Source organism: Staphylococcus sp. HMSC063A07 (assembly GCF_001836955.1).
GTDB lineage: Bacteria > Bacillota > Bacilli > Staphylococcales > Staphylococcaceae > Staphylococcus > Staphylococcus lugdunensis.
In genome coordinates this window covers 345189-370632 of the sequence record NZ_KV830932.1, presented here as the reverse complement: position 1 = coordinate 370632, position 25444 = coordinate 345189, and the positions used below count along the sequence as shown (strand labels likewise).

The window sequence follows — 25444 nt, the reverse complement described above, 5'->3', positions numbered from 1 at the left end:
TTTCATAACATTAAAAATCTCACGCACGTCGTTTAAATATATTTTTAAGGAGTGATTGAAATGGCTAAAAAAGCACCTGATGTTGGGGATTATAAATATGGATTCCACGACGAAGATGTGTCCATTTTCAGATCAGAACGCGGTTTAACAGAAAATATCGTGACTGAAATTTCAAAAATGAAGGAAGAGCCTCAATGGATGCTCGACTTTAGATTAAAAGCACTTAAATTATTTTATAAAATGCCAATGCCTCAATGGGGCGGTGACTTGTCAGAATTAAACTTTGATGACATCACATATTACGTTAAACCTTCAGAACATACAGAACGTTCATGGGATGAAGTGCCAGAAGAAATTAAACGTACATTTGATAAATTAGGTATTCCAGAAGCAGAACAAAAATATTTAGCAGGTGTATCTGCACAATATGAATCAGAAGTGGTTTACCATAATATGGAAAAAGAACTTGAAGAAAAAGGCATTATCTTTAAAGATACAGATAGTGCGTTAAGAGAAAATGAAGATTTATTCCGTGAGTACTTTGCGTCAGTCATTCCAGCAGCAGATAATAAATTCGCTGCATTAAACTCAGCCGTGTGGTCAGGTGGTTCATTTATTTACGTACCTAAAAACGTTAAACTTGATACACCGCTGCAAGCTTATTTCCGTATAAACTCTGAAAATATGGGGCAATTTGAGCGTACATTAATCATTGCTGATGAAGGTGCTTCCGTAAATTATGTAGAAGGCTGTACAGCACCTGTATATACGACAAGTTCGTTACACTCAGCTGTCGTTGAAATCATTGTGCACAAAGATGCACATGTCCGTTATACAACGATTCAAAACTGGGCTAACAATGTCTACAACCTAGTAACCAAACGTACATTTGTGTATGAAAACGGTAATATGGAATGGGTTGATGGAAACCTAGGTTCTAAATTAACAATGAAATATCCAAACTGTGTACTGTTAGGAGAAGGTGCTAAAGGTAGCACACTATCCATTGCCTTTGCCGGTAAAGGACAAGTTCAAGATGCAGGTGCGAAAATGATTCACAAAGCACCAAACACATCATCAACTATTGTGTCAAAATCTATTTCTAAAAATGGTGGTAAAGTCATCTATCGTGGTATCGTTCATTTTGGACGTAAAGCAAAAGGTGCGCGTTCTAACATTGAATGTGATACGTTAATCTTAGATAACGAGTCAACATCAGACACAATTCCTTACAATGAAGTGTTTAATGACAATATTTCCTTAGAACATGAAGCAAAAGTGTCTAAAGTATCTGAAGAACAATTATTCTATCTCATGAGTCGTGGTATTTCCGAAGAAGAAGCCACTGAAATGATTGTTATGGGCTTCATTGAACCATTTACGAAAGAATTACCAATGGAATATGCCGTTGAAATGAACCGTTTAATCAAATTTGAAATGGAAGGTTCTATCGGTTAACTATCAATTAAATCAATGTTCATATACAGCCATCAATGGATTGTTTGCGTACAATGCCATTGGTGGCTTTTTTGACTATTCAAAAATGATAATAAGCAAACAAATTTACAAATAACTGTTTAAAAATATTATTATATAATTCATATTTACTTTTTTACCCAAGAGTGGAATAATATGAGTTGTAGAACGGGTTGTGTAGCAGTTGTAAGTGATTCATGTTGTAGACACAATCGGTTTGGCTTTATGACTTAGGGAGGTTAGATGGGATGGAACAGCCACAATAGTTCAGGCTTGCCTGACATTCCATAGATTTTAGATTTTACATATTCGCTCCTTGAGGAATAATAAAATTTCTGGGCAGTCCTCTTATTATTTTTGGAGATTTTTATTAAAAAGTATCATTAATGCCGAGAAATAACAGATTTTTCAAATATGTAAGAAAAAGGAGGAACATCATGAGAAAAATATTCATCGGTATGCTGGTTGCGGTGATTATTGTTGTCAGTGGTTGTAGTAAAGATAGTCATAATGATAAGCAAGCAGATAATAAACAACAAAGCACCAATAAGCAGAAAAATAATAAATACCAAAGCAAGATAGATGAAATATTATCAATTCAGCAAAAAACACATCAAGATATGGTGAAAAGTAGTGATAAAGTAAATCCAGAGTTTAAGAAAGAACGTGTGAATCGTTATGTTTATAACGATGGCAAGTTAATAATTATTAGTTATCCATTGTACAAAGGAAACAATAAGTTATTTTATGCAGCTTATGAATATAAAAATGACAAAATATACTATAAGCGTGGTTTTAACGCGAAAGCCTATGTTGAGCAGCATAAACCAGACTATAAAGATATTAAAGTTAAATAATAAAGGAGATTGTTATGACTAAAGCAATTAAAGTAACATCATTGATTGGCATAATTTTACAAGCTATCATTAGCGTTATATTATTACTCTTATTTTTAGCATCCGTAGCAGGCTTGTTACACCCTGAATTCAAAACAACGGTGAATGGTGAAGTGAAAATATACAGTCCGGAAGAAGCACAATCTATTTTTAATGGTATCTTTGGGGTGCTATTTATTATTAGTATTATTTCATTAGCCTTAGGACTTGTAGGATTAAAATTTATGTCTAAAAAAATGGCAATGAGTGCTACATTCTATATTATAGGCGCTATTTTAAGCTTTAATTTCATTACATTTGTGTCATGGATTGCATGTGGTGTATTAATCATCCAAAGAAAAAAAGAACTCAAAAATCCATTATCAGATGAACACCAATCAGTAGATTAATCGGTATTATTCATATTTAGAGCCGGTTAACGGTCTTTCAAAAATTTAGCCAGTAATGCATTGTCATTGTACAATTGTATTGCTGGCTTTTTGAGTTTAATAGAGCAAGTAATAAATAAGTGTTTAAAATTATTATTATATAATTCATATTTACTTTTTTACGTCACAATGAAATAATAAAAATCATAATACTGTTGACCGTGTAGCATGGTTGTGTTAACAACAGTTGTGCGCTACAAACTATTAACATACATAAAATCAAGCATAAGGGAGAACATGATGATTAAAACAATAAAAGTAACATCGCTGATTGGACTTATTCTAGAAGCATTTCTATCATTTCTATTTTTACTTTTTTTCGTAGGGTCAGTTTCAGGCATTTCTCATTCCGAGATTAGGACTACGATAAATGAGCAAACAACAACAAAAAGCACTGAAATGGCATCATTAATCTTTAATTGGATTTTTGGTGTGCTGATGGTTGCAAGTTTTATTTCATTTATTATAGGGTTTACAGCGTTAAAGTTAATGACGAAAAAAACGACGATGAGTGCAGTGTTCTATATCATTGGTGGTGTGGTCAGTCTTAATTTAATCACGATTGTTGCTTGGATGATTTGTGGCATATTAATTTTTAAAAATAAAGCAGCAGTTAAAGAGGCAGTTATTGAGAAAAATAAAATAGGCAATAGCTGGTGGATTATTTTAGCTGTTGCCGGCATTTTTAGTTTACTGAGTATACATGGATTTATTATAACCATAGGTGCATTTGGCATCTTAGCTTTGAATATTGTATGGTTAACCGTATATAAGCCAAAGAACAACGGTCAAGCTTTCGAAAGTACGGCTAAACCAACCATCTATTTATCTATCATCGGTCTATTTATTATGTCAGTTTTAATGAATATACTATTTTATATAGTATTGTATGATGATTTCTTTGATATTGGGTTGAAATTATATGGCGATAGCTTTCATTTTTTAGGAAAAACACTATTTTTCATTAGTATCCTTTTATTTGCAATAGGTACAATATTTGCTTTTCAAATACAAAAAGCACGTTTACAACATCAAAACAGCAAACAGTGATATATACGAAAACACCTTATTTTTTAAAAGTATGTTGATGTAAAACTACATATAAATACGACGTATTTTGGCGAGACTCTTGAGGGAACAGGACAAGCTGAAGACAGGGGCCCCAACAAAGAGAGCCAACAATACAAAGTATTGAATAAAAAGAAGCACTCAGATGAGTTGAATTCAATTCATCTGAGTGTTATTTTTCTGAGATTTATGTCCCAGGTGTTTGCTCTCTCTAATGTATATAGTTGTAGGACCCGGCTTCCATAGATGATATTGTACGTGTAGATGTAATGTATGGGGCGATCCAGTTCATTTCTGAAATAAAGACACTACCGTCAGCGTTAACGCGTTCAACAAAAGCAACATGTCCATATGGGCCATTACCAGTCTGTAGAATCGCACCTTTTTCAGGTTTGTGATCGACTTTAAAGCCGTCACCTGAAGCTTGACCAGCCCAATTGCGCGCATCTCCCCAAAATGTGCTAATCGTGTGGCCAGCTTGTGCACGTTTATCGAAGACATACCACGTACATTGACCTGCCGTATAGAGATTGTTCTTACTTGTAAATAATGGGTTTGAAATAATCTTACCATTGCCTAAAGCAAGTGGTTTACCATCGACTGTCATCGCCTTGTCGTTAAATTCACTTAACTTCAACTCATCATAAAGACCGTCGACATTAATGCTTGTAATCATACCGGAGTCATCTTTTTTATATACTTTATCAAAATCTGCTTGTTCATTTTGCGATTCTGCTGCTAATGATGCATCAGCTGCATATTGACGTGTCGCAATAGATGGTACTGGTTGACTTGGTTCTGGTGCTTTGACAGGACCGACATTTTGTTGCACGCCTAATGGAGATTGAGATGTGCTTCCTGGTGCTTGGCTTGTTCTTTGGCCTTGATTGGCACCAGCTTGGCCATGTGCATGACTTTGTGGTTTATGGTTATCATTAGAACCACGTCGCTGTTGGCCATAAGTATAGGTAAACGTGCCATCATTTGAATTGACATTAAATGAGGCATTTGGATGTGCCTTTTTAGCTTCTTGTAGTGAAGTATATGTTGCTGCATATGTCAGTTGGCTATTAACGATTGTAAATAATAATAAAGAAGACATTGTCGTAACTAGTGTTTTTTTCATACGGGTACATTAATCCTTTTTAATTATTGATATAAATTTAGTATACATAAAAAAGACTTACAAATGAATAGTAATAGGCAAATTAAATTTCCGCAATATATTTTACGTAAAATTTTAGTAAAAGTGTATACATGAACCTATTTTTTTTATATTATTTAATAAGATACGATTTTTCATAATCTATCTGTAATAGAAGTAACCAATTAAATTTTTTAGGAGGTTTCGTATTATGGCATTGATTAAAATGAGCCCAGAAGAAATAAGAGCTAAGTCACAATCTTATGGAAATGGTGCTGAGCAAATCCATCAAATTCTTTCTGATTTAACTAGAGCACAAGGTGAAATTGCTGCAAACTGGGAAGGTCAAGCATTTAATCGCTTTGAAGAGCAATTCCAACAATTAAGTCCAAAAGTTGACAAATTTGCTCAATTATTAGAAGAGATTAAACAACAATTAAACAGCACAGCTGATGCTGTTCAAGAACAAGACCAACAATTATCTAATAATTTCGGTTTACAGTAATAGTTATATATAGGTTGAGACATTTAATCGTGTCTCAGCCTGTTTTATCATTAATAAGTGTGGATTGAAAGGACAAAAAAATGAAAAAAGAATACTGGATCTATACTCTTATCTCAATTTTAATCGTCGCGATTGCCATTATAGGATTTTTTGTTTTTGTACATTTTAAATATGGTGACCAATCAGGACAAAGTCATAAGAGTGAAACAAAAAATTATGAAGATATACATATAGCGATTGTCAATGAAGACCAATCGACAACATATAACGGTAAGAAGATTACGCTAGGGGATACATTTGTTAAGAAATTATCTAGTCAAACGAACTATAATTTTGAGACGGTTACGCGTAATATTGCTGAAAATGGCTTAAAAGATGGTAAATATCAAGTCATGATCATTATCCCTGAAAACTTTTCTAAATTATCGATGCAATTAGACAAAAAGAAACCAGCCAATATGGCGATTCAATATAAAACAGCAGTTGGACAAAAAGAAGAAGTTGCGAAGAAAACTGAAAAAATCGTCGCAAGTATTTTAAATGATTTCAACAAAGATTTAATTAAAATCTATTTAACAAGTATTATCGACAATTTGCATAACGCTCAGAAAAATGTTGGCGCAATTATGACACGTGAACAAAACGTTAATCAAAACTTTGCCAATTATTTGTTGAATCCGCTCAACGATTTTCCAGAATTATTTACTGATACATTAGTCAATTCTATTAATGCGAACAATGATATTACGAAATGGTTACAAGGTTACAATAACTCTTTATTAAGTGCGAAGCCAGAAGCGTTTAGCATTCAATCTGATAATGATGTGTCATCTATCGTCGGCAAACAAGCAGAATATTTCAATGCGCATCAGTCTTTATTAGAGGATACACTTGATGATATGAAATCACGAGATAAAGATGTGAATATCTCAGATTATATTAATCAATTGAAACAAGTTGATAGTAAGTTAGACCAACAACATGAAGCGCAACAACGTACGAAAGATGACTACCAAAAATCATATCAAGACGCTTTAAATAAAGTGAAAGATGAAGTGAAAGCACAAGAATCACCATTTACGGAAGATATGATTAGAGACTATCGTCAAAAATTGACTGCCTCATTACAAGAACAATTGAAGAATAATCAAGATTTAAACGATATCGTGGATCAAATGAAACAAGACCAACAAAAAATACAAGATACGATGGCTAATCAATTGAGAAACGCTATTGAAAACGACCAGTCTGGTCAAGATGAATTTTATATTAGAAAGTTAACAAACAAAGATATCGCAGACGCTGGATTATCTGAGAAAGCTACTAAAGAATACCAAGAAATTTTAAAAGAAGTAAATCAATATAGAACAAGCTACAATGTGAAGCATCTTGATAATCCAATTAAACAAGAAGATTATCACGGTGAAATTAGTGCCACAGATACATCGAAATTAGAAACTGAAGGTACGACGTTTGAACGTCAAGAGGATATCAAATCTAAAGATATTAACCATTTAACAGTATCAACAGATCCTAACTTTGATTTTAGCGGTGATATTTATATCAACGGTAAGAAATACGATATTAAAGATCAAAATGTCAAACTGGATACGACAGTTAAAACATACCATGTTAAAGTCAAAGGTGTGGCCAAACTTAAAGCTGATGCACAACATAAAGAAGATTTCCTTAAAAATAAAACGATGAAGCTACAATTGTTATTCGGCCAAGCCGATAATGATAAAGATGAACCAAAAGCGAATGTCGTTGATTTATCTATCAACAATCATTTAGATGGCAAATTAATCAGTGGCGATTTAAATCAACAACTCCGTTCACTTGATCAATTCAAATCTAAATATGACATCTATAAAGACGTTGCAATCAATCCAAATGATATCAAGATTGATAATAAAGCAATTGTCGATATGATGGTTAATCAAGTTATTAAAGATATGGAAAGCTTTAAAAATGATAAATCAGCATTACTAAATCAATTAGATCAATTAAATCAACAGTCTGATAAATTTATTGATGATGTCATCAATAATCAAGACCAAGTTGCACAGAATAAAAAAGACATCAGCACGTTACTTGATGATTTATCAAAAGCTGAAAAATTATTAAGTGATGAACCTGAAACACCAAAAATCAATGAAGAAAAAGGTAAAGAATTTACAACGATATCAACCGATTTAGATAAACAAATTAGTGATTTATCTGAGCGTAGTACGAAGTTACTTTCAGATAGTCAAAATTCTAAATCAACTGCTGATGACATTAGTGGTGAATTAAACAAACTTGATGACAATGTTGGCAAGCTTCATGCTAGCGGACGTGCATTAGGTGTTAGAGCTAACAACTTAAATGAAGTGATGAATAAAAACGATAAAGAAAATCGTCTCTTCGCTAAAGACTTTGAAAACGTCTTGAAAAACTCTAAAGAAGGCGATCGTCAAAACGAAGTGTTAAAAGACTTTATGAGTAATCCAATTCAGAAGAAAAATCTGGAAAATGTGTTAGCAAATAGCGACAATCACAACACATTCTCACCAACAATTCTAGTATTGCTCATGTACTTAGTTTCATTAATGACGGCATACCTATTCTATAGTTATGAACGCCATAAAGGCCAAGTGAACTTTGTTAAAGATGAATTCAGCAAACATAATCACTGGTGGAATAAAGGTATTGGTGCAGGTATTGTTACTGTTGCTGGTTTAGCAGAAGGTCTCATTATCGGTTTGATTGCCATGAATCAATATGAAGTTATGGCAGGATACCGTGCGAAGTTTGTCGGTTTAATTATCTTGACAATGATTGTCTTTGTACTCCTCAATACGTACTTATTGAGACAATTAAAATCCATCGGTATGTTTATCATCATTGTCATACTTGCCTTATACTTTATTGACATGAATCGCAATAACGCAATACTTGCAGCGATTTCACCATTATCACATATAGATAAAGTGTTCTATAACTACTTGAATGCAGAACATCCAGTTGGCATGGCAATGTTAATCCTTGCAGTACTTGCCATTATTGGATTCATCTTAAATATGTTTATTAAGCACTTTAAGAAAGAGAGGCTCATTTAATGCTCATTGAAGGCTTAACCATGATGACGCTATTAACTGCCAATCCACATCAAGGTGATTTAGATATAAGAGTCGATGATGAAGATCAACAAAATGTGAATAAAGATATCAAAGAATACGATACAACGCTCTTTGATGATGAAAGTAAAAAAATAAATCAACGCATTAAAGAACAACAACAGAATAAAGATTCAAATATAAAAAATAATTTGTTTCAAAAACAAGCGGGCAATAAGTCCCGCTTGGATGAAACAAAGCATGTATTGTTTTCAAACAAGAATTTGAACAAAACAGCGGAGAGTGATAAAAGCCCTTATTTACAAGACAAACAAAAGAAAAATTTCTTTCCATATATCTTGTTAAGTATAGGGGCTTTTTTAACTATAGGATTTATGGTATTTACCATCCAACGAGGGAGAAGGGTTAAACGATGAGCCAGCATAAAAAAGTGACATTTGATTTTTCAAACTATCAACACGGAAGCTTTGATTTAGCAGTTCCCATATTTATTCCTATCAAACAGCTAATACCACTGATTATAGAAAGTTTAGATTTAGAAATATATGATTATAAAAATCAAATAAAAGTGACCACTAAGGATCGCTTATTACTAGAAAATGACCGACTCGTGGACGGCAAAATTGCAGATGGAGATATTCTGAAAATATTGTAGGGAGAATCAAAAGATGGCAAAAAACAAAGCTGAAGAACGAAATGAGCAAGACGTAATTAAAGAAACAAAGCATGAACGCGAAGATATGCGAGAGATTCCTAAATCCTCGATTAAAGATGAACATTATCATTTGATGTATTTATTAGAACAGCAAGACAATGCATTTTTAAATGCGAGGCTGACTGAATTAAGAGATAGTTATCAAATTCATTATGATTTGTCACAACATCACACGCCATTTTCAGAAATAAAGACCTTCCCTAAAAATGAAAAAATGCGTTATTTGTTAAACATTGCCAAGCTCGAAGATGTGCTGAAAACACGTTACACCTTCATCTTATCGCCACAAGAATTATTCTTTACGAAAGATGGATTACCATTATTAAAGACACGTGGTTTGAAAAATATTGTCGAACCCCTTGCCTTATCGGATGAAGAGTTTCTTACGCGTTACAAAGCACTGATTATCACGGCATTTAATGACAAAGTCACATTCGATTCTTTAGTAGAAGGTAATCTTGAATTACATAAAGGCACACCGTTTGAAAAGAAAATCATTGATATTGCGACGTTAGATGAATTAAAAGCCTTTTTAGTTGAACAATTTGATAAACAACAATCAGATTATCGTCGTAACTTCTCATATGTGAAGAGAAGAAACTTTACGATTTTCAAAGCTATTGCCATTACAATGAGCGTAATTGGTGTTATTTTACTAGCAATACTTGCTTATCTGTACTTTTCAGTAATGAAAAATAATGCTCAGATTGAAAAAGGTTATAAATCATATGTGAAATCGAATTACACACAAGTGCTCAATGATTACGATGATTTAAATGGTAAAAATTTAGATAAAGAAGCGTTATACATCTATGCAAAAAGCTATGTTGAAACAAATAAACAAGGCTTGGAAAAAGATAAAAAAGAGAACTTATTAAACAATATTACACCAAATTCGAATAAAGATTATTTACTTTATTGGATGGAATTAGGTCAAGGTGACTATGACGAAGCACTTAATATTGCCACATATTTAGATGATAACGATATTACTAAATTAGCTTTAATCAATAAATTAAATTCAATCAAAAATAATGCTAACTTATCAAACGATAAACGTTCAGAAGAAACGAAAAAATATAACGATAAATTACAAGATATTTTAGAAAAAGAAAAACAAGCTAAAGAAGAATCTTCCAAAGAAAAAGAAGAAGCAGCTAAGAAAAAAGATGAAAAAATAAAACAACAAGAAGAAAATGAGAAGAAACAAAAAGAACAAGCGCAAAAAGATAAACAAAAACGTCAAGAAGCAGAACGGAAAAAATAGTATAGGATTGAGGGCAGAATGATGCATAAATTGATAATACAATATAATGACCAATTAAAAATGCTAAATCTCCAAGATGATAAAACTTATACTATCAGTTCGGATGACAAAGCAGATATCACGCTAAAGCATTTGCCAGAGGCCATTCATATTGAACAAAATGAATTTGGCGCTTGGCAAGCCAATCATACGACCTTGTTTAAAACATTGGTGCGTAAAGTTGCAGATGGAGAAGTGACATTAAAACTTTATGGTCAAGAACATTTACATTCATTCATGTATCCATCACTTAAAGAAGTGATGACGATAGGTAACCATGCATACGATGACTTAAAGATAAGTGGCGCGACCAATGTCATTATTTTAAAGGATATTCATCGCATTAAAGAACAACACTATATTAAAATCATTCATGATAACGCAGCTGAAGTCTTTATCAATTACGATAAACAACATAATAAAGTGGATAGAGCTTATGTCGGCGATCACTTGTTTATTGACGACATGTGGATTGAAATTAGAGAAGATGGTATCAACATCTTGTCACATGATGATATTGAGACGGAACTTATTCGCAGAAATAGCGATAAGTTTGAAAATTATACGATAGAATCAAATGATTACCATCGTTCACCGAGAATTATTCATCGTGAACCGACAGATACCATTAAGATAGAGCGCCCACCTCAACCAATTCAGAAGAATAACTCTATGATTTGGCGCTCCATCATTCCGCCATTAGTGATGATTGCCTTGACGGTTGTAATCTTTTTAGTACGACCTTTAGGTGTCTATATTTTAATGATGATTGGTATGAGTACAGTAACCATCATCTTCGGTATTACGACATACTTTTCAGAAAAGAAAAAGTATAAGGAAGAAGTTAAGAAGCGGGAGAAAGACTATAAAGCCTATTTGGATGAAAAATCAACAGCGATTAACCATGCCATTAAAGATCAACGCTTTAGCTTGAACTTTCACTATCCAACGTTGGCAGAAATTAAAGAGATTGTTGACAGCAAAGCACCAAGAATTTATGAAAAATCACCACAACATCACGATTATCTTTACTATAAATTAGGGATTGCAGATATTCAAAAGTCGTTCAAAGTGGATTACTCGGAGGAAGAATTTAATCAGCGCCGTGACGAACTGTTTGACGATGCGAAACGCCTGTATGAATTCTATGAAAATGTCGAACAAGCACCATTAACTAACGACTTAACCCATGGGCCTATTGCCTACATTGGGACACGCCGTCTAATCTTAGAAGAACTTGAAAAAATGATGCTGCAACTTGCGACATTTCATAGCTATCATGATTTAGAATTCTTATTAGTGACGCGTGAAGATGAATATAAGAAGTTGAATTGGTCACGTTGGTTACCACATACAACATTAAAAGCACTGAACATTAGAGGTTTCGTCTATAATCAACGTACACGCGACCAAATATTGACATCCATTTACAGCATGATTAAAGAGCGCATTCAAACCGTCAGAGAACGTAGTAGAAGCAATGAACAAATTATTTTTAAACCGAATTTAGTATTTATTATTACGGATATGTCATTAATTATTGATCACGTTATTCTTGAATACGTCAACCAAGATTTATCAGATTACGGCATTTCACTTATCTTTGTTGAAGACGTGATTGAAAGTTTACCAGAACATGTAGAGACGATTATCGATATTAAATCTCATACAGAAGGCGAACTCATCATGAAAGAAAAAGAATTAGTGAAAACGCCATTTGTACCTGAAAGTATGGAAGGTATTGATAAAGAATATATCGCACGACGCATTGCCAACTTAAATCATGTTGAGCATATGAAAAATGCCATTCCAGACAGTATTACATTTCTACAAATGTATCAAGTCAAGGATGTGGATCAACTCAATATTGTACAGCGTTGGCAACAAAATGAAACATTTAAGACGATGGCAGTGCCCCTCGGTGTACGTGGGCAAGATGACATTCTAGAGCTGAACCTACATGAAAAAGCACACGGGCCACATGGTTTAATTGCAGGTACAACAGGGTCAGGTAAGTCAGAAATCATCCAATCTTACATTCTGTCACTCGCAGTGAACTTCCACCCACATGAAGTGGCGTTCTTATTAATTGACTACAAAGGTGGGGGAATGGCGAACCTATTTAAAAACTTAAAACATCTTGTGGGAACGATTACCAACTTAGATGGAGACGAAGCCATGCGTGCACTAGAGTCCATCAAAGCCGAATTGCGCAAACGTCAACGTTTATTTGGGGAGTTTGATGTTAACCACATTAACCAATATCACAAGTTATTTAAAGAAGGCGTTGCGACAGAACCGATGCCGCATTTATTCCTGATTTCCGATGAATTTGCGGAATTAAAATCAGAACAACCAGATTTCATGAAAGAATTAGTATCAACTGCACGTATCGGTCGGTCATTAGGGATTCACTTAATCTTGGCCACACAAAAGCCATCCGGTGTGGTTGACGATCAAATATGGTCGAACTCTAAATTCAAATTAGCCTTAAAAGTACAAGACCGTCAAGATAGTAACGAAATATTAAAGACACCAGATGCTGCAGATATTACGTTGCCAGGTCGTGCATACTTACAAGTAGGGAATAACGAAATTTATGAACTATTCCAATCCGCATGGAGCGGTGCAGTGTATGACACTGAAGAAAATGTTATCGAGACAGAAGATAAAACGATTTATGCTATCAATGAATATGGCCAGCTCCAAGCCATCAATAAAGACTTAAGTGGTTTAACCGATGCTGAAGCGCAACCAACACAAACCGAACTGGAAGCGGTCATTGCCCATATTGAAGAAATTACAGAACGCTTAAACATTACAGAAGTGAAACGTCCATGGTTACCACCATTACCAGAAAATGTATATCAAGATGAGTTAATGACGACAGACTTTAAAGCGCTATGGAATGATCAACCAGGCGATGTTGAATTAACTCTTGGTTTAAAAGACGTGCCAGAAGAACAATTCCAAGGGCCATTAACCCTAAAATTAAAAGCATCAGGACATATTGCCTTAATCGGAAGTCCAGGATACGGCCGCACGACATTCTTACACAACATTATTTTCGATATTGCACGTCATTTTAGACCAGATCAAGCCCATATGTATTTATTCGATTTCGGTACAAACGGCTTAATGCCAGTATCCGATATCCCACATGTGGCGGACTTATTCACGATAGACCAAGAAGATAAAATCACAAAAGCCTTAAAACGCATTAACGAACTCGTATCAGAACGTAAACGCTTATTAAGTCAACAACGCGTCGTTAATATCGAACAATATAAACGCGAAACACAAGACAATGTACCAAACGTCTTTATCATGATTGATAACTACGACGCCGTTAAAGAATCACCATTAATGGAAGCCTATGAAGATATGATGATGAAAGTCACACGTGAAGGTTTAGCGTTAGGCATATACATTATCCTAACAGGTTCACGCTCAAGTGCGATTAAATCCGCAATCTTCACCAACATTAAGACGCGCGTTGCCCTATATCTATTCGATAACAATGAGTTAACCAACATCATTGGTTCATACAAAAAAGGCGTTAAAGATATGAAAGGCCGTGCAGCCATCAATGATGATAACTTCACCCAATTCCAAATTGCACAGCCATTCAAACTAGCAGAAGGTGAAACGTACAATAACCGCATCAAAGACGAGATCGCTCAAATGAACGAACACTATGTTGGCGATTATCCAAGTCATATTCCAATGATGCCAGAAAAAGTATATTTTGATAAACAGTTGAATACATTTGACTTTAATAAGATAATATTAGAAGAAAAGATAATACCAATGGGATTAGAATTTGATGAAGTACAGCCAATCGGTTTCGATCTCCAAAAATCTAATATATTTACTTCGGTTAAGCCAGTTGATATTGATAACGGTTTTAATATATTAGAAAAGCAATTAAAAATTGTTTCAAAGGAATATGAAATTGCTATATTAGATACAACAGGTAGATTGAAAAATTCTGAATACGAAAATTATTTATACTGTCAAGAAAAAAAGGATATAATTGCTTTTAAAAATGAATTAGTTAACTTTATAAAGAACATTGAACCACAAAAAAAATGGATTGTAATCATTTCTAACTTCAAAGAATTTATAAATGTTGCAGCACCTACAAATAATGAAATAGAATCAATATTTTTAGATGGACCAAAAAATAATGTGTATCCTATAGTTTTTGGACTTTATCAAGAAACTATTGGGGGTATAAGCTCACAAGCTAGATTATTAAAAGAGATTGTAAATAATGCATTTGTCGGTATGAGCATTAGCGAACAAGATTTGATAAAAGTACGCTATAACTCTAACGAAAAAATTCTTAAGCGTAATGAAATGTATTATATTTGTGACTACGAGTATAAAAGAATTAAATTATTTGAATAGGGAGGCAAAATAATGAAATTTGACTTGAATAGCAAAAATGGAATAGCTGATGAAGATAATATTTTGACTAGCTTTATTATCGGTACTGGCGTTGGGCATTCAATAGTGAAATTTGAAGATGAAAGAGAAATCTTTTTTTCAAATGCAACTACAATCGTATTCGCACAATATATGAAAGACGTGTTAGCAAAGAAAAATATAAAAATAGACATTAATAATTACATGAATAGTACAGTTTTATCCTTCGAATATGATATAAAAAACGGGTCAAATGAAGGCTATATAAGTACTTTTAATGAAATAGTCGAGAAATTATTAGATATTAATATAGATAATGATAGTTTTGATGCAGCAATTGATAATGCAAAAAAAGATATGGAATCCAATTTCAAAATAAATGAGTATAGAGCTACAATGAAATTTATGGAAATGTTTAGTGATTACTATAATTTCAATTTGAAAAGTTTGATTAATGATATATGGAACTTTGATGTTAAAGATTTACTAACATTTAAAAAAGAAATGATCTTTTACGAAAACTGCATCATTAACATTAATAAAGATATAGACAATAAAGAGAAACTGTTGAATTTTAGTAAGCTAAACCATAAATTTTCATATTTAGTAAATGAAAATGATGAAAATGATGTTACGATTGAAGAAGAAGCAAGACATGCTAGTAATTATATAGGATATCATTTCAATCACCTCATTAAAAATGATTTCAATTACAATTACGCAAATGTATTAATTTTGGGGTATCATATATTTAATTCAAATTTTCAAGTTCAAATTTCAAGAAAAGAAATAGGTATATTAGGACAAGCAGATCTTAGACAAAATGATGAAAAATCAGTATCAGATATTACTGATGATAAAGTTATCAAATACAAAGAAATATTGATTAATAGTATTAATAACATGTATCACAGTGGTAGTGAAGAATTTAATTCAATTTTAGCCAAATTATTTGGAGATAATTTGAGTATTTCAAGAATTTTGGATTACTTAAAAAATATCACTCTCAATGATTTTAAAGAATTCTTTGAGAATATGCATCTGAATGTATTTGAAATTAACTTTAAGGAGGCGTAATAAATGGGAAAAGAGATTTATTTAGATCCAATAGAATTTCAGAATCAACTATCTAGTTTTGGTGAGGGTTCAGAAGAAATTAGTGGCGTGAATATTTCAGAAATAAAGGATGCCAAAAAGGAAACAAAACTTGATAGCATAGACAAACTAGATGGTTTAATTGATGAGTTATCTAATGCCATGAAAAAATACGCCCAAATGATAAGTACAGATAAAGATGCTATGGATAAGATAGCTGCAACGATTCAAAAAAATGACCAAGAAAATGCAGATAAAATATCGAATAAACATTGAGGTGAAAAAATATGACACGTTTAATTAATTCGGAATTAGAAGACTATTTAGAGAATACAAGTGACATGAAAAGTCAATTAAATGAAGCATTATATAATCATTACACTCAATGTAATACTTTATCTAAAACAGGGAGCATTAAGGGAGATGCTGGAGATAGTATTAAAAAATATGTTAGTTCAGCACATATTGGTACAATTTCGAGAGCTATAAACGTAATCTCTAATTTTGAAACAGCAGTGCAAAAATTAAAAGATTTAGGACATGAATGTGATAGTGATTCAAATGCTAAAATTGATTCAGATACTTTAGATGATACAAAAAAAGATGTTGATGATAAGAAAAAAGAATTTATTGATATAACTAGTGATTCTTCAAGTTTATTATCTGATGCATCAGAATTTATTGATACAGTTCCTTTAGGTAAAGATAAAGTTGAAAGTGGTTATGATGACAGTGAAAAAAATATAAATGATACTAATACCAAACTTGAAAACATGGATAAAGAAGGTCAAAGTTCTCTATCTTCAATTACAAGTGAAATACAGGGATTAGTTACACAAATTAATAAATTGAGTAGTGAATACCATGATAAACATGGAATTATTGCTTCGAAGATTAATTCAATTACAAAAGAGCCTTGGTATAAGAGCGAAGTAAATTCTGGTGAGTTTAAAAAGATGAAAGCTGAAAGTCCTGTAGAATATGCTGAAGGAGAAAAAGTTAACTATAGAAAGCAATTATATTCTAAAGATGGTAAAACTGTCGGTACTTTTCAAAGGGGAAGTATACATGGTAAATCGTATGTAACAAAGGATTCACTTGGTGCAGAAGGAGACATGTCGGTTCTTAATTCTAACGTAAAAACAAAAGATAAATATTCTGAAAGTCAGGCTGGAGTCGAGGTTATAAGTGCTAAAGGAAATGTTGATGTTGATAGTAAACACATTAAGGCAAATGCAAATGCACAACTTTTTGATGCTGGACTTGAAACGAGATTGGGTTCAGAGGATTATAATTTCCATGGCAAAACAAATGTAGAAGTAGCATCAGCTAGTGCTGGATTGACTGCTGGAATAGATGGAGTTGGACTTGAAGCTGAAGCTGTTGGGGCAAAAGCAGAAGTCGATGGTGGATTTACTATTGGTGGAATTAACTTTGATGTTGGAGGTAGTGTTGGCGCACAAGCTGGAGGTAAGGTTGAAGCAAGTGCAAGAGGAATTGAAGTAGATGCTAAATTCTTATTCGGAGCTAAAATTAAAATAACTTGGTAGGCAGGTGAAATATATGTCGAAAACACAATTAATTGCTGAAAAAAATAGTAAAACTAGAGAATCTGCTGCAACAAAAGCAAAGATTGCTGACTTAAATGCTAAAATTGAAAAAGCTAAAAGAATCAAAAGTAAACTTGAAGATCTAAAAAAAGATGTGACAGTACATAAATATAGCGCATCTTTTATACTTAAAGAATATAACTATTGGAAAGGCGATAATAACTCAAAGTGGGTTGACAAAAGTAAATCCGATTTAATTGATGGTTCATTAAGGGACTGTATAAATAATATAGATGATAATATAGATAGATTAATTGATAAAATAACTGAAATGGAAAACGAAGTTAACGATTTAGAAGGAACTCTATCTTGGTTAAAAAATGCAATAAATTCATTAATAGCAGCCATTGAAAAAATAGCTAATTGATTAATAGGAGATAAAAAGCAGCTAATAAATTTTTAAAACTTACTTTACAGTTTTACACTTATTGTTTATTATAAAAACAATAAAACAATAATTATATCTTCGCTTTTATATTAAATTATAATTATTAATGTTTTTAAATTAAATGCAACATTGTGCTATATTTTGTTTGAAAAATTTTAGTAAAAGTGAATGAAGTATTTGACAATGGGTAAAACGATATTGGCTATTTTGTTATGTATGAGAGATAGTCAATATAGCTAAATTTCTAAAAAAAGAGATAAAGAATGGAGAAATTTATGAAAAAAATAATTGTAGGAGTGTTGATTATAATGATGACTATAATAAACGGTTGTAGCAAAGAGGATGATAACAATAATGACAACCAATATCAAAATAAAATAAACCAAATTTTAAATATTCAACAAAAGACACATCAAGATATGGCAAAACAAAGTGATAAAGTAAATCCTAAATTTAATAAAGATGAAGTAAATCGCTATGTTTATAATAATGGTAAAATGATTATTATTAGCTATCCGTTGTATAAAGAAAATAAAAAGTTATTCTATGCTGCTTATGAGTTTAAAAATGACAAAATTTACTATAAACAAGGGTTTAATGCGAAAGAATATGTCAACCAAAATGAAGCAGATTTTAAAGATATAAAAAATGAACAATAAAGGTGAATACTATGATTAAAACAATTAAAGTGACATCCCTTATCGGACTTATTTTGGAAGGATTTTTATCGTTAATGTTCGCCCTTTTTTTCGCAATGTCAGTTTCAGGTTTGTCTCATTCAGAGATTCAAACTACAGTTAATGGTGAAACAACGATGCAAAGTGCTGAAACGTCATCATTAATCTACAATTGGATTTTTGGCGTACTTATGACTGTAAGTATCATTTCATTTATTATTGGTATTATAGCTTTAAAAATAATGACTAAAAAAACCACGATGAGTGCAGTGCTTTATATTATTGGTGGTTTTGTAAGTCTTAACTTGATTGCGATTTTTGCATGGACATTTTGTGGCGTATTGTTGTTAAAAAATAAAGAAGCACTTAAAGGAATAGTCATTGAGAAAAATAATATAGGTAATGCATGGTGGATTATTTTAGCAGTTGCCGGTATTCTAGGTTTGTTGAGTGTTCATGGGTATTTAATTGGATTTGGCGCACTAATCATTTTAGTTTTGAATATTATTTGGTTAACTGTGTATACGCCAAAGAATAATACTCAAGCTTTCGAAAGTACGGCTAAACCAACGATATACGCATCTATCATAGGTATTTTTGTAATACTTGTTTTAATGAACATACTTGACTACGTGGTGTTGGATGATGGAAATTCAGATATAGGAATAAAATTATATGGTAATACATTTAATATAATAAATATGCCAATGCTTATATTGAGTTTGTTATTTTTTGCGATTGGTACATATTTTGTTTTTCAAATTCAGCGAAAGCGATTAAATAGTAAATAATGAAATAAAGAAAATTTTAAAGTGTGTTATATTGGTTTTATGTTAAATAGGACTATTAAGCCTAATTTGAGAGGTTAGACAATTTTGTTTAATCTCTTTTTTTAAAAACTTAATTATATTTACTGAGATCTAAATTATATTGAATACTATAACAATCTGTTTTATATTAATATTGACATGACAATCAAGCATGAAAAATCTAACACTGAAAAATATAATTGTATTACAGATCAATTAGGAGTGATTGATAGTGAGTATTGAAACAAAGTTAAATAAACAATACAATAAAATAGCGAACCACGTAAGTGATATGATTCCTGGCCCATGGGAGAAAGTATATTTAGTTGCATATATGGAAGAATATGCTAGTGAAGTGTTTTTCTTTTTTACAGTTCCACAGAAAGATGAACTTTATTATTCACAACATATACCAAAAGATTTTGGTGTGTCTAAGAAAGAATATGTGAACAGAGCTTTTCGATTATGTGATTTGTTTGATGATTTAAACGCTATTTTTGTTAAATATGGTCAAGAACAGTTTGGCACGTGTGAATTTGACTTTACAATTGAAGGTAACTTAAATGTCTCTTTTGAGTACATAGATTGGAAAGCATCAAAATTTGGACCTGGTGGAAAATTTGATTATTACCGATATAAAAAGTTTGGTATTTTGCCTGAAATGGAATACGCAATTAAAAGAATGCATGAAGTTGAACAATATGTAAAAGAAAGCCAAGAGAAATAATAAAATTAGATAAATTAATAAAAAGGAGATTAGACAAATGACACTTGTTTAATCTCTTTTTTTAAGTTTAATTCTAATTATTGTTATCTAGATGATATTATAAGTGTTATTTTTATTAATATTGCTATGCCAGTTAAATTTAAAAACCTAAAATAAACGTATTAAATATAAATAGCAGTGGGTATAAATGAGTTTTAAATCAAAGTTAAATGACGGAGGCGCTGTAAAATAATAAATATAGATAGAATAAATCAATGATGATTATATTTTTTTTACTAAATAGTATATGTCAATTTTAGAAATTAATATATAATCAATATTGTATATAGTCATTTCAAAAGCATAACTATTAGTTAAAATGAGAATTAAACTGTTTTTACAATTTAAAGCTTAAAAGAAAATATACGTCAATATGGTTTAGAGATTTATTTAATAAATATAAAGAACTACAAAAATCAAACGCCGACTGTAAAATAGCTATTTCAATTTATAAATAAAAGAGGATGGTGTTTCAAAGAATAAAAGTATATTTGAAATTACCAGGTTGGAAATATATGAAAATTATTGAAGTCATGCAAGACGGATTAAGATAAAATGAAATATGGTACATCATCCAGAATACTACTTTAATCATTTGATATCTGAATACTAAAAATTATTGCAAAAATATTTACATAATGAATGGGAGGATGTGACTAATCATGAATTTTGAAGCGCAATTAGATGAATTATATATTGAAATTACTAATCATATCAGTGACATGATTCCAGAAAGATGGGAAAACGTGTGTCTAAATGCGTTTATTGGGGACAATAAGAGGTATGTGTACTTCCATTATATGGTCCCAGGTGAAGATGATCCTCAACTGTCAATGGATATTACCTGGAGTTTTGATGTATCAGAAGAAGTATTTGATCAGCAGTTTGAAACGTTATGTGAATTATTAATGAAGTTGCGGCATCTGTTTGTTGTAAATGGCAGACCGCCATTTGGTACATGTGTTATTGAGTTTAATCATAAGGGACAAAAGCAAGCTGTATATGAAAATACAGATTGGGATGCGGTAGATTTTAGATCTAAACATATGAAAAACTATTATTTTTATAAGAATTTTGGTCACTTACCAAAACAAAAATATGACATTGAACAAATGTATGCCATTCATAGGTATGCCAAAACAATTGACGATAAAAATGAAATTGTAACTATGGAATTTAAAGAAAAGATAAATTATTTATATCGATATATTGGACAGCATATCATGAATATGATTCCAGTATCGTGGGAGAATGTATATGCAGTTGCATATATGACTGATGGCGGAGGATCAGTGTACTTTTACTATACTGTACCGGATAGTGATGAACTGTTTTATTCAATGGATATCCCTAAGAATTGTCATACGTCAAATGATGAATTCAGTCATCAAACCGATGGATTATATGATTTGTTTGAAGAATTACGTTATGAATTTATTAGAAATAAACACAAAGCCTGGAGTACATGTGAATTTGATTTTACGATTAAAGGTAAATTAAACGTATTGTATCAATTTATAGATTGGGATGCTACAGAATTTGGATCAAGTGCTTATTTTAATTATTATCGTTATAAAAAATTTGGTATATTACCTAAATTAGACTATGAGCTTAAAGAATTGTATGCACTCGAACGTTATATGAAAGAATATCAAAAACAGCAGGATACATCAATTTAGATAAAAGTCAGCAAAGCATGTTATAAACAATTTGATATAGTCAGGAGAAATGTTTTGGTTATTTTAGGTTTGATTTCAATTATTTTACTTATTATTTTAGCGATTTTTACAAGTATGTTAAAAGCTCAAAGAATCCCAATTTTCGGTTATTTTGTCGATATTGTTATCTTAGCACTACTGATGACAATTTACTTTGTTGGTGGAGGTTTAAATCATAGTGGGTTGATTGCATATGTGGTGTTTCTGCATATAAGTTCATTGATATATATTTATTTGGCACTGAAAAATTACTTTATCAAATTAAATAAACATAAATATAATTATGCTAAGAAAAATCAATTTAATGACAAAATCGCAAAGGATAAAGCTTATGATTTTCGCTTTACTCGCAGACAAGCTGTATATCATTTTCTTATTGCCATCGCCTTGATTGCTATTGCTAAACTAAGACTTACACCAGAAATAGAGCAAGATGTTTTATTATTTGAGTTTGGTTACGCATACCGTTTCATTATAATTGGGCTTGCAGTTATAGTTCTTACGTTCCTCATTGAGTGCTATCGTATGGAAAAATATGGCGCAAATTTAGTTAGAATAATTGTGCCACTAGGTGTTGCATTATGGGCAGTTATCTCCATGTTGTTGCTAGTAAAAGACGTATGGATAATTGTATTATTAGCCATTGTTGTTTTTGGTTTTTATTACGTACTTTGTAGTACAGCAGAAATGTGGTTTAATCATTCTATTATTTTACCGATAATTTTATATAGTATAAGTGGCATTTTATTTGGCATTCCATTTCTATTTATGCAGCACAATCAGAAATTAATCAACAATGGTTTATTTATACTCATACTTGGCATTCTTATATATGGATTGGTAGTGATAAATGCATTATGGAAGAGACCACTACGACATCAATTAAAGATATTAATGAAATATAATAATACGTTGATATCAGCTAAAATTTATAATCAAACTAAAAAGTGTATGACAAGTTTGAGATTATCAAAATATAAATTTTACATTGCTATGGTAGCATTAATCATATTATTTACTGCAACTAAAATACTAGTCACACCGGCTATGAAAGATATCGCCGGCAAAGATATTGTAGCATTAATGATGCTATTATTTTTTATAACTGTGGTATTTTTGGTAATAGACATTATTTCATGGCTGAAAAGAAAACAATTTGTCTTCATCACTATAAAACCTTTATTTGTTTTTGGGTTATACATTCTTTTATTCATATGGTTGCCTTAATTATCAAGCGTTAATATGAAATGCTCGAAGTAAAGATAATGATACTTTTTTGATTGCGTATGTTGTAACAGATATTTTGTTTTGGATTAAAAATAAAAAAATTATATTCATTTCGATTAATTCACGATTTCTTATGGTATTATTAATTGTGTTAGCTTGGTGTTTATTTTAAAATAAAAAGATAATATCAATCTAAATAAAAAAGATTAAGGGGTAAACAAATGAAAAGAATTATTACTGTGTTATTACTGTTTGCGATTGTGTTAGCGGGTTGTGGTAAAGGAGATAAGTACGACAAAGATATCGATAAGGTTTATAAAAAGCAAGAAGAAACAAATAAAATGTTACCAGCATTTGGCTTAAAAGTAGATAAAAAAGTAGATAGAAATGATAGTAATACATATGTTTATAAAGACGGAAAAGTATTTGTGATTGGTGTACAACTTAGTAAAAAAGTTGAAGAATTAAATTACTTTACTTATAAAATGAAAAACGGCAAACCAGAATTAGATATGGATGAAAACCCACTTAAATACAAGAAAAGCCATAAAGCAGATTATGAAGAAGAAAATGTAGAAGTAAAAGAAAAATAGGGACATACTTGTATTATTTGTGCGAAAATATTATAAAATAATTATATAACATTTTATTGTTTTATTTATAAAGAGGAGTATTGATATGGAAGAAACCGGGAAGGCATTAAAAATATGGACATGGGTATTTATGGTCTTATCTCTAGTAGTTTTTCTATTTGGTATCGGTTCAATCATCTGTAGCTATAAATATAAACAATATAATGAAGAAAAAGGCGCCAAATTATTACAAACCGCAATTATTGTAACCGTTGTTACAACTACTATGACAATTTGTAAATTCTTTGTTTAATGAACAATACATTTTAGTTCGATGTCAATAATAATTATAAGGGATTAGGCAAATAGCACTTGTTTAATCCCTATTTTTAAAAAATACAATATATGGCATAACGTTTAATTGTATGTTAAATATACAAAAAAGTTAGTATTTATTTAATGAATATCTAACACTAATTGGTATAACTATAGCTAAGATTAGTTGACAGTTTTAAAGCAATATCAATGTTTGAAAAAGGAGAGAGTCCATGAAACCTAAAGAAATGCAAGTTATGTGTATAAACAACATAAAGAATTCATATTTAATCGCCTTTGCTTTTAGTTAATCAAATGGTTAGGAATTAACACTATAATACTTTCAACTATTGGATTAATATACTTTTCATTGATTATTCCCGTTGACTCTGAAGAAAATAGAACAATTTGGGTAGGGATATTATTTATGATAGCAGTGCATATTTTAGTTGCACGATCTTTCTTCTATTTAGGATTGCTAAATAGTTCAATCAAAGAAGATGAACTACAGTTGTAGTAAGAAATGAAAATATCGAAATGTTTAAAATAATTAAGTTTACATAAATTCATTTAATTGATTTGAGAGGAAAAGAAATGAAAAACATGATGAAAGCTGTGTTGATGTTAAGTCTATTAGTTACATTAACTGCTTGTGGTAATGATAGTAAAGATAGTAATCATGATACAGATACGTTTAAAAAAGAAAAAAAGACAAATGAAACTAAAAGTCAAGATGATGTTGAATCTTTAAATATCAAGGATTTACCAAAAAGTACTGAAATGAATATGAAGAAAGATATTAAAATCAAAGACGAACAAAACAAAATAATTATAAAAAAAGATTCAATCAAATATGATAAAGATAAAAAGCAATTATCTATGGATATTATTTATAAACCTCATTATGTATTTGAACCAGAACGAATTGGTAGGTCACTAACAATATTTTACACTAATGACGACAATGTACAGCGTGTAAGATATAGATATAAAGTCCATGGAGAAAATCATGACCACACAGTAGTTAAACATGGCTCGGATTTTAAACTAGAAGAATAATGTCATTACTATTTTTTATTTTTAGAGCTTAATTGAGAACTAACTAGCTTAAAAAGACTTCATTTATAGAGGAGAGATGGATAGTGGAAAAAGAAATAACAAAAGAGGAAATTGCTCATA

Annotated in this window: 24 protein-coding genes; 23 read left to right on the top strand and 1 reads right to left on the bottom strand. The window is 31.3% G+C overall.

Features of this window, described 5'->3' with window-relative positions; all coding sequences use genetic code 11:
- Positions 1-60: 60 nt before the first annotated feature.
- The 5 genes from sufB to HMPREF2597_RS11685 all read left to right on the top strand — a co-directional run bounded on the left by sufB (position 61) and on the right by HMPREF2597_RS11685 (position 3850).
- On the top strand, positions 61-1458 hold the full coding sequence (sufB, locus tag HMPREF2597_RS11700) for a Fe-S cluster assembly protein SufB (RefSeq protein ID WP_002459623.1): 1398 nt from the start codon (positions 61-63) through the stop codon (positions 1456-1458).
- 316 nt (positions 1459-1774) lie between these two features.
- Positions 1775-1876, top strand: coding sequence for a DUF5083 family protein (locus HMPREF2597_RS13040; protein ID WP_158309368.1), 102 nt, complete (start codon positions 1775-1777; stop codon positions 1874-1876).
- 37 nt (positions 1877-1913) lie between these two features.
- Complete coding sequence (locus tag HMPREF2597_RS11695; protein ID WP_002459622.1) at positions 1914-2333, top strand: cystatin-like fold lipoprotein; 420 nt, start codon at positions 1914-1916, stop codon at positions 2331-2333.
- Positions 2334-2347: 14 nt separating this feature from the next.
- Complete coding sequence (locus tag HMPREF2597_RS11690) at positions 2348-2761, top strand: DUF4064 domain-containing protein (RefSeq protein ID WP_002459621.1); 414 nt, start codon at positions 2348-2350, stop codon at positions 2759-2761.
- 279 nt (positions 2762-3040) lie between these two features.
- The gene (locus tag HMPREF2597_RS11685) at positions 3041-3850 is read left to right on the top strand and encodes a DUF5084 family protein (RefSeq protein ID WP_002479298.1); all 810 of its coding nucleotides are present in this window, start codon (positions 3041-3043) and stop codon (positions 3848-3850) included.
- Between the two features lie 229 nt (positions 3851-4079).
- Here HMPREF2597_RS11685 and HMPREF2597_RS11680 read toward each other — a convergent pair whose 3' ends face one another.
- On the bottom strand, positions 4080-4994 hold the full coding sequence (locus HMPREF2597_RS11680; protein ID WP_002479297.1) for a CHAP domain-containing protein: 915 nt from the start codon (positions 4992-4994) through the stop codon (positions 4080-4082).
- A 229-nt stretch (positions 4995-5223) separates the two neighbouring features.
- On the opposite strand from HMPREF2597_RS11680, the gene HMPREF2597_RS11675 reads away from it, so the two are divergent.
- From HMPREF2597_RS11675 to HMPREF2597_RS11585, 18 genes are all read left to right on the top strand, one after another.
- Positions 5224-5517, top strand: a complete 294-nt coding sequence (locus HMPREF2597_RS11675) for a WXG100 family type VII secretion target (RefSeq protein ID WP_002459618.1) — start codon at positions 5224-5226, stop codon at positions 5515-5517.
- A gap of 80 nt (positions 5518-5597) precedes the next feature.
- Complete coding sequence (esaA, locus tag HMPREF2597_RS11670; RefSeq protein ID WP_002479296.1) at positions 5598-8618, top strand: type VII secretion protein EsaA; 3021 nt, start codon at positions 5598-5600, stop codon at positions 8616-8618.
- The gene (gene essA, locus HMPREF2597_RS11665) at positions 8618-9052 is read left to right on the top strand and encodes a type VII secretion protein EssA (RefSeq protein ID WP_002459616.1); all 435 of its coding nucleotides are present in this window, start codon (positions 8618-8620) and stop codon (positions 9050-9052) included. Before esaA ends, essA begins: the two co-directional genes overlap by 1 nt.
- Positions 9049-9291, top strand: a complete 243-nt coding sequence (locus tag HMPREF2597_RS11660) for an EsaB/YukD family protein (protein WP_002459615.1) — start codon at positions 9049-9051, stop codon at positions 9289-9291. The genes essA and HMPREF2597_RS11660 overlap by 4 nt, the downstream gene beginning before the upstream one ends.
- Positions 9292-9304: 13 nt before the next feature.
- The gene (essB, locus tag HMPREF2597_RS11655) at positions 9305-10618 is read left to right on the top strand and encodes a type VII secretion protein EssB (RefSeq protein ID WP_002459614.1); all 1314 of its coding nucleotides are present in this window, start codon (positions 9305-9307) and stop codon (positions 10616-10618) included.
- A 21-nt stretch (positions 10619-10639) separates the two neighbouring features.
- Positions 10640-15070 carry a type VII secretion protein EssC gene (gene essC / locus HMPREF2597_RS11650; RefSeq protein ID WP_002479295.1) on the top strand — a complete coding sequence of 1477 codons (4431 nt, stop codon included), beginning with the start codon at positions 10640-10642 and terminating at the stop codon, positions 15068-15070.
- A gap of 12 nt (positions 15071-15082) precedes the next feature.
- Complete coding sequence (locus HMPREF2597_RS11645) at positions 15083-16165, top strand: hypothetical protein (protein WP_002479294.1); 1083 nt, start codon at positions 15083-15085, stop codon at positions 16163-16165.
- Positions 16166-16168: 3 nt separating this feature from the next.
- A complete protein-coding gene (locus tag HMPREF2597_RS11640) occupies positions 16169-16459 on the top strand; it encodes a hypothetical protein (RefSeq protein WP_002479293.1) in 291 nt (96 codons plus the stop codon).
- A gap of 11 nt (positions 16460-16470) precedes the next feature.
- Positions 16471-17733, top strand: coding sequence for a T7SS effector LXG polymorphic toxin (locus HMPREF2597_RS11635; protein WP_002479292.1), 1263 nt, complete (start codon positions 16471-16473; stop codon positions 17731-17733).
- Positions 17734-17746: 13 nt separating this feature from the next.
- Positions 17747-18160, top strand: coding sequence for a YwqH-like family protein (locus HMPREF2597_RS11630; protein ID WP_002479291.1), 414 nt, complete (start codon positions 17747-17749; stop codon positions 18158-18160).
- Between the two features lie 296 nt (positions 18161-18456).
- A complete protein-coding gene (locus HMPREF2597_RS11625) occupies positions 18457-18840 on the top strand; it encodes a cystatin-like fold lipoprotein (RefSeq protein WP_002479290.1) in 384 nt (127 codons plus the stop codon).
- 11 nt (positions 18841-18851) lie between these two features.
- Positions 18852-19649, top strand: coding sequence for a DUF5084 family protein (locus HMPREF2597_RS11620; RefSeq protein ID WP_002479289.1), 798 nt, complete (start codon positions 18852-18854; stop codon positions 19647-19649).
- 250 nt (positions 19650-19899) lie between these two features.
- Positions 19900-20394 (top strand): TIGR01741 family protein, encoded by a 495-nt coding sequence (locus HMPREF2597_RS11615; protein ID WP_002479288.1) that lies wholly within the window; start codon positions 19900-19902, stop codon positions 20392-20394.
- Between the two features lie 701 nt (positions 20395-21095).
- A complete protein-coding gene (locus HMPREF2597_RS12495) occupies positions 21096-22112 on the top strand; it encodes a TIGR01741 family protein (RefSeq protein WP_012990911.1) in 1017 nt (338 codons plus the stop codon).
- A 54-nt stretch (positions 22113-22166) separates the two neighbouring features.
- The gene (locus HMPREF2597_RS11600) at positions 22167-23378 is read left to right on the top strand and encodes a DUF5080 family protein (RefSeq protein WP_002478481.1); all 1212 of its coding nucleotides are present in this window, start codon (positions 22167-22169) and stop codon (positions 23376-23378) included.
- Positions 23379-23599: 221 nt separating this feature from the next.
- Positions 23600-23971, top strand: a complete 372-nt coding sequence (locus HMPREF2597_RS11595) for a cystatin-like fold lipoprotein (protein ID WP_002459601.1) — start codon at positions 23600-23602, stop codon at positions 23969-23971.
- 85 nt (positions 23972-24056) lie between these two features.
- Positions 24057-24263, top strand: a complete 207-nt coding sequence (locus HMPREF2597_RS11590; protein ID WP_002459600.1) for a hypothetical protein — start codon at positions 24057-24059, stop codon at positions 24261-24263.
- A 596-nt stretch (positions 24264-24859) separates the two neighbouring features.
- A complete protein-coding gene (locus tag HMPREF2597_RS11585; protein WP_002478480.1) occupies positions 24860-25324 on the top strand; it encodes an LptM family lipoprotein in 465 nt (154 codons plus the stop codon).
- Positions 25325-25444 lie beyond the last annotated feature (120 nt).

Coding starts and splice junctions, on each gene's coding strand:
- sufB (WP_002459623.1), top strand. CDS start 61: ATGGCTAAAAAAGCACCTGATGTTGGGGATTATAAATATGGATTCCAC.
- HMPREF2597_RS11695 (WP_002459622.1), top strand. CDS start 1,914: ATGAGAAAAATATTCATCGGTATGCTGGTTGCGGTGATTATTGTTGTC.
- HMPREF2597_RS11690 (WP_002459621.1), top strand. CDS start 2,348: ATGACTAAAGCAATTAAAGTAACATCATTGATTGGCATAATTTTACAA.
- HMPREF2597_RS11685 (WP_002479298.1), top strand. CDS start 3,041: ATGATTAAAACAATAAAAGTAACATCGCTGATTGGACTTATTCTAGAA.
- HMPREF2597_RS11680 (WP_002479297.1), bottom strand. CDS start 4,994: ATGAAAAAAACACTAGTTACGACAATGTCTTCTTTATTATTATTTACA.
- HMPREF2597_RS11675 (WP_002459618.1), top strand. CDS start 5,224: ATGGCATTGATTAAAATGAGCCCAGAAGAAATAAGAGCTAAGTCACAA.
- esaA (WP_002479296.1), top strand. CDS start 5,598: ATGAAAAAAGAATACTGGATCTATACTCTTATCTCAATTTTAATCGTC.
- essA (WP_002459616.1), top strand. CDS start 8,618: ATGCTCATTGAAGGCTTAACCATGATGACGCTATTAACTGCCAATCCA.
- HMPREF2597_RS11660 (WP_002459615.1), top strand. CDS start 9,049: ATGAGCCAGCATAAAAAAGTGACATTTGATTTTTCAAACTATCAACAC.
- essB (WP_002459614.1), top strand. CDS start 9,305: ATGGCAAAAAACAAAGCTGAAGAACGAAATGAGCAAGACGTAATTAAA.
- essC (WP_002479295.1), top strand. CDS start 10,640: ATGCATAAATTGATAATACAATATAATGACCAATTAAAAATGCTAAAT.
- HMPREF2597_RS11645 (WP_002479294.1), top strand. CDS start 15,083: ATGAAATTTGACTTGAATAGCAAAAATGGAATAGCTGATGAAGATAAT.
- HMPREF2597_RS11640 (WP_002479293.1), top strand. CDS start 16,169: ATGGGAAAAGAGATTTATTTAGATCCAATAGAATTTCAGAATCAACTA.
- HMPREF2597_RS11635 (WP_002479292.1), top strand. CDS start 16,471: ATGACACGTTTAATTAATTCGGAATTAGAAGACTATTTAGAGAATACA.
- HMPREF2597_RS11630 (WP_002479291.1), top strand. CDS start 17,747: ATGTCGAAAACACAATTAATTGCTGAAAAAAATAGTAAAACTAGAGAA.
- HMPREF2597_RS11625 (WP_002479290.1), top strand. CDS start 18,457: ATGAAAAAAATAATTGTAGGAGTGTTGATTATAATGATGACTATAATA.
- HMPREF2597_RS11620 (WP_002479289.1), top strand. CDS start 18,852: ATGATTAAAACAATTAAAGTGACATCCCTTATCGGACTTATTTTGGAA.
- HMPREF2597_RS12495 (WP_012990911.1), top strand. CDS start 21,096: ATGAATTTTGAAGCGCAATTAGATGAATTATATATTGAAATTACTAAT.
- HMPREF2597_RS11595 (WP_002459601.1), top strand. CDS start 23,600: ATGAAAAGAATTATTACTGTGTTATTACTGTTTGCGATTGTGTTAGCG.
- HMPREF2597_RS11590 (WP_002459600.1), top strand. CDS start 24,057: ATGGAAGAAACCGGGAAGGCATTAAAAATATGGACATGGGTATTTATG.
- HMPREF2597_RS11585 (WP_002478480.1), top strand. CDS start 24,860: ATGAAAAACATGATGAAAGCTGTGTTGATGTTAAGTCTATTAGTTACA.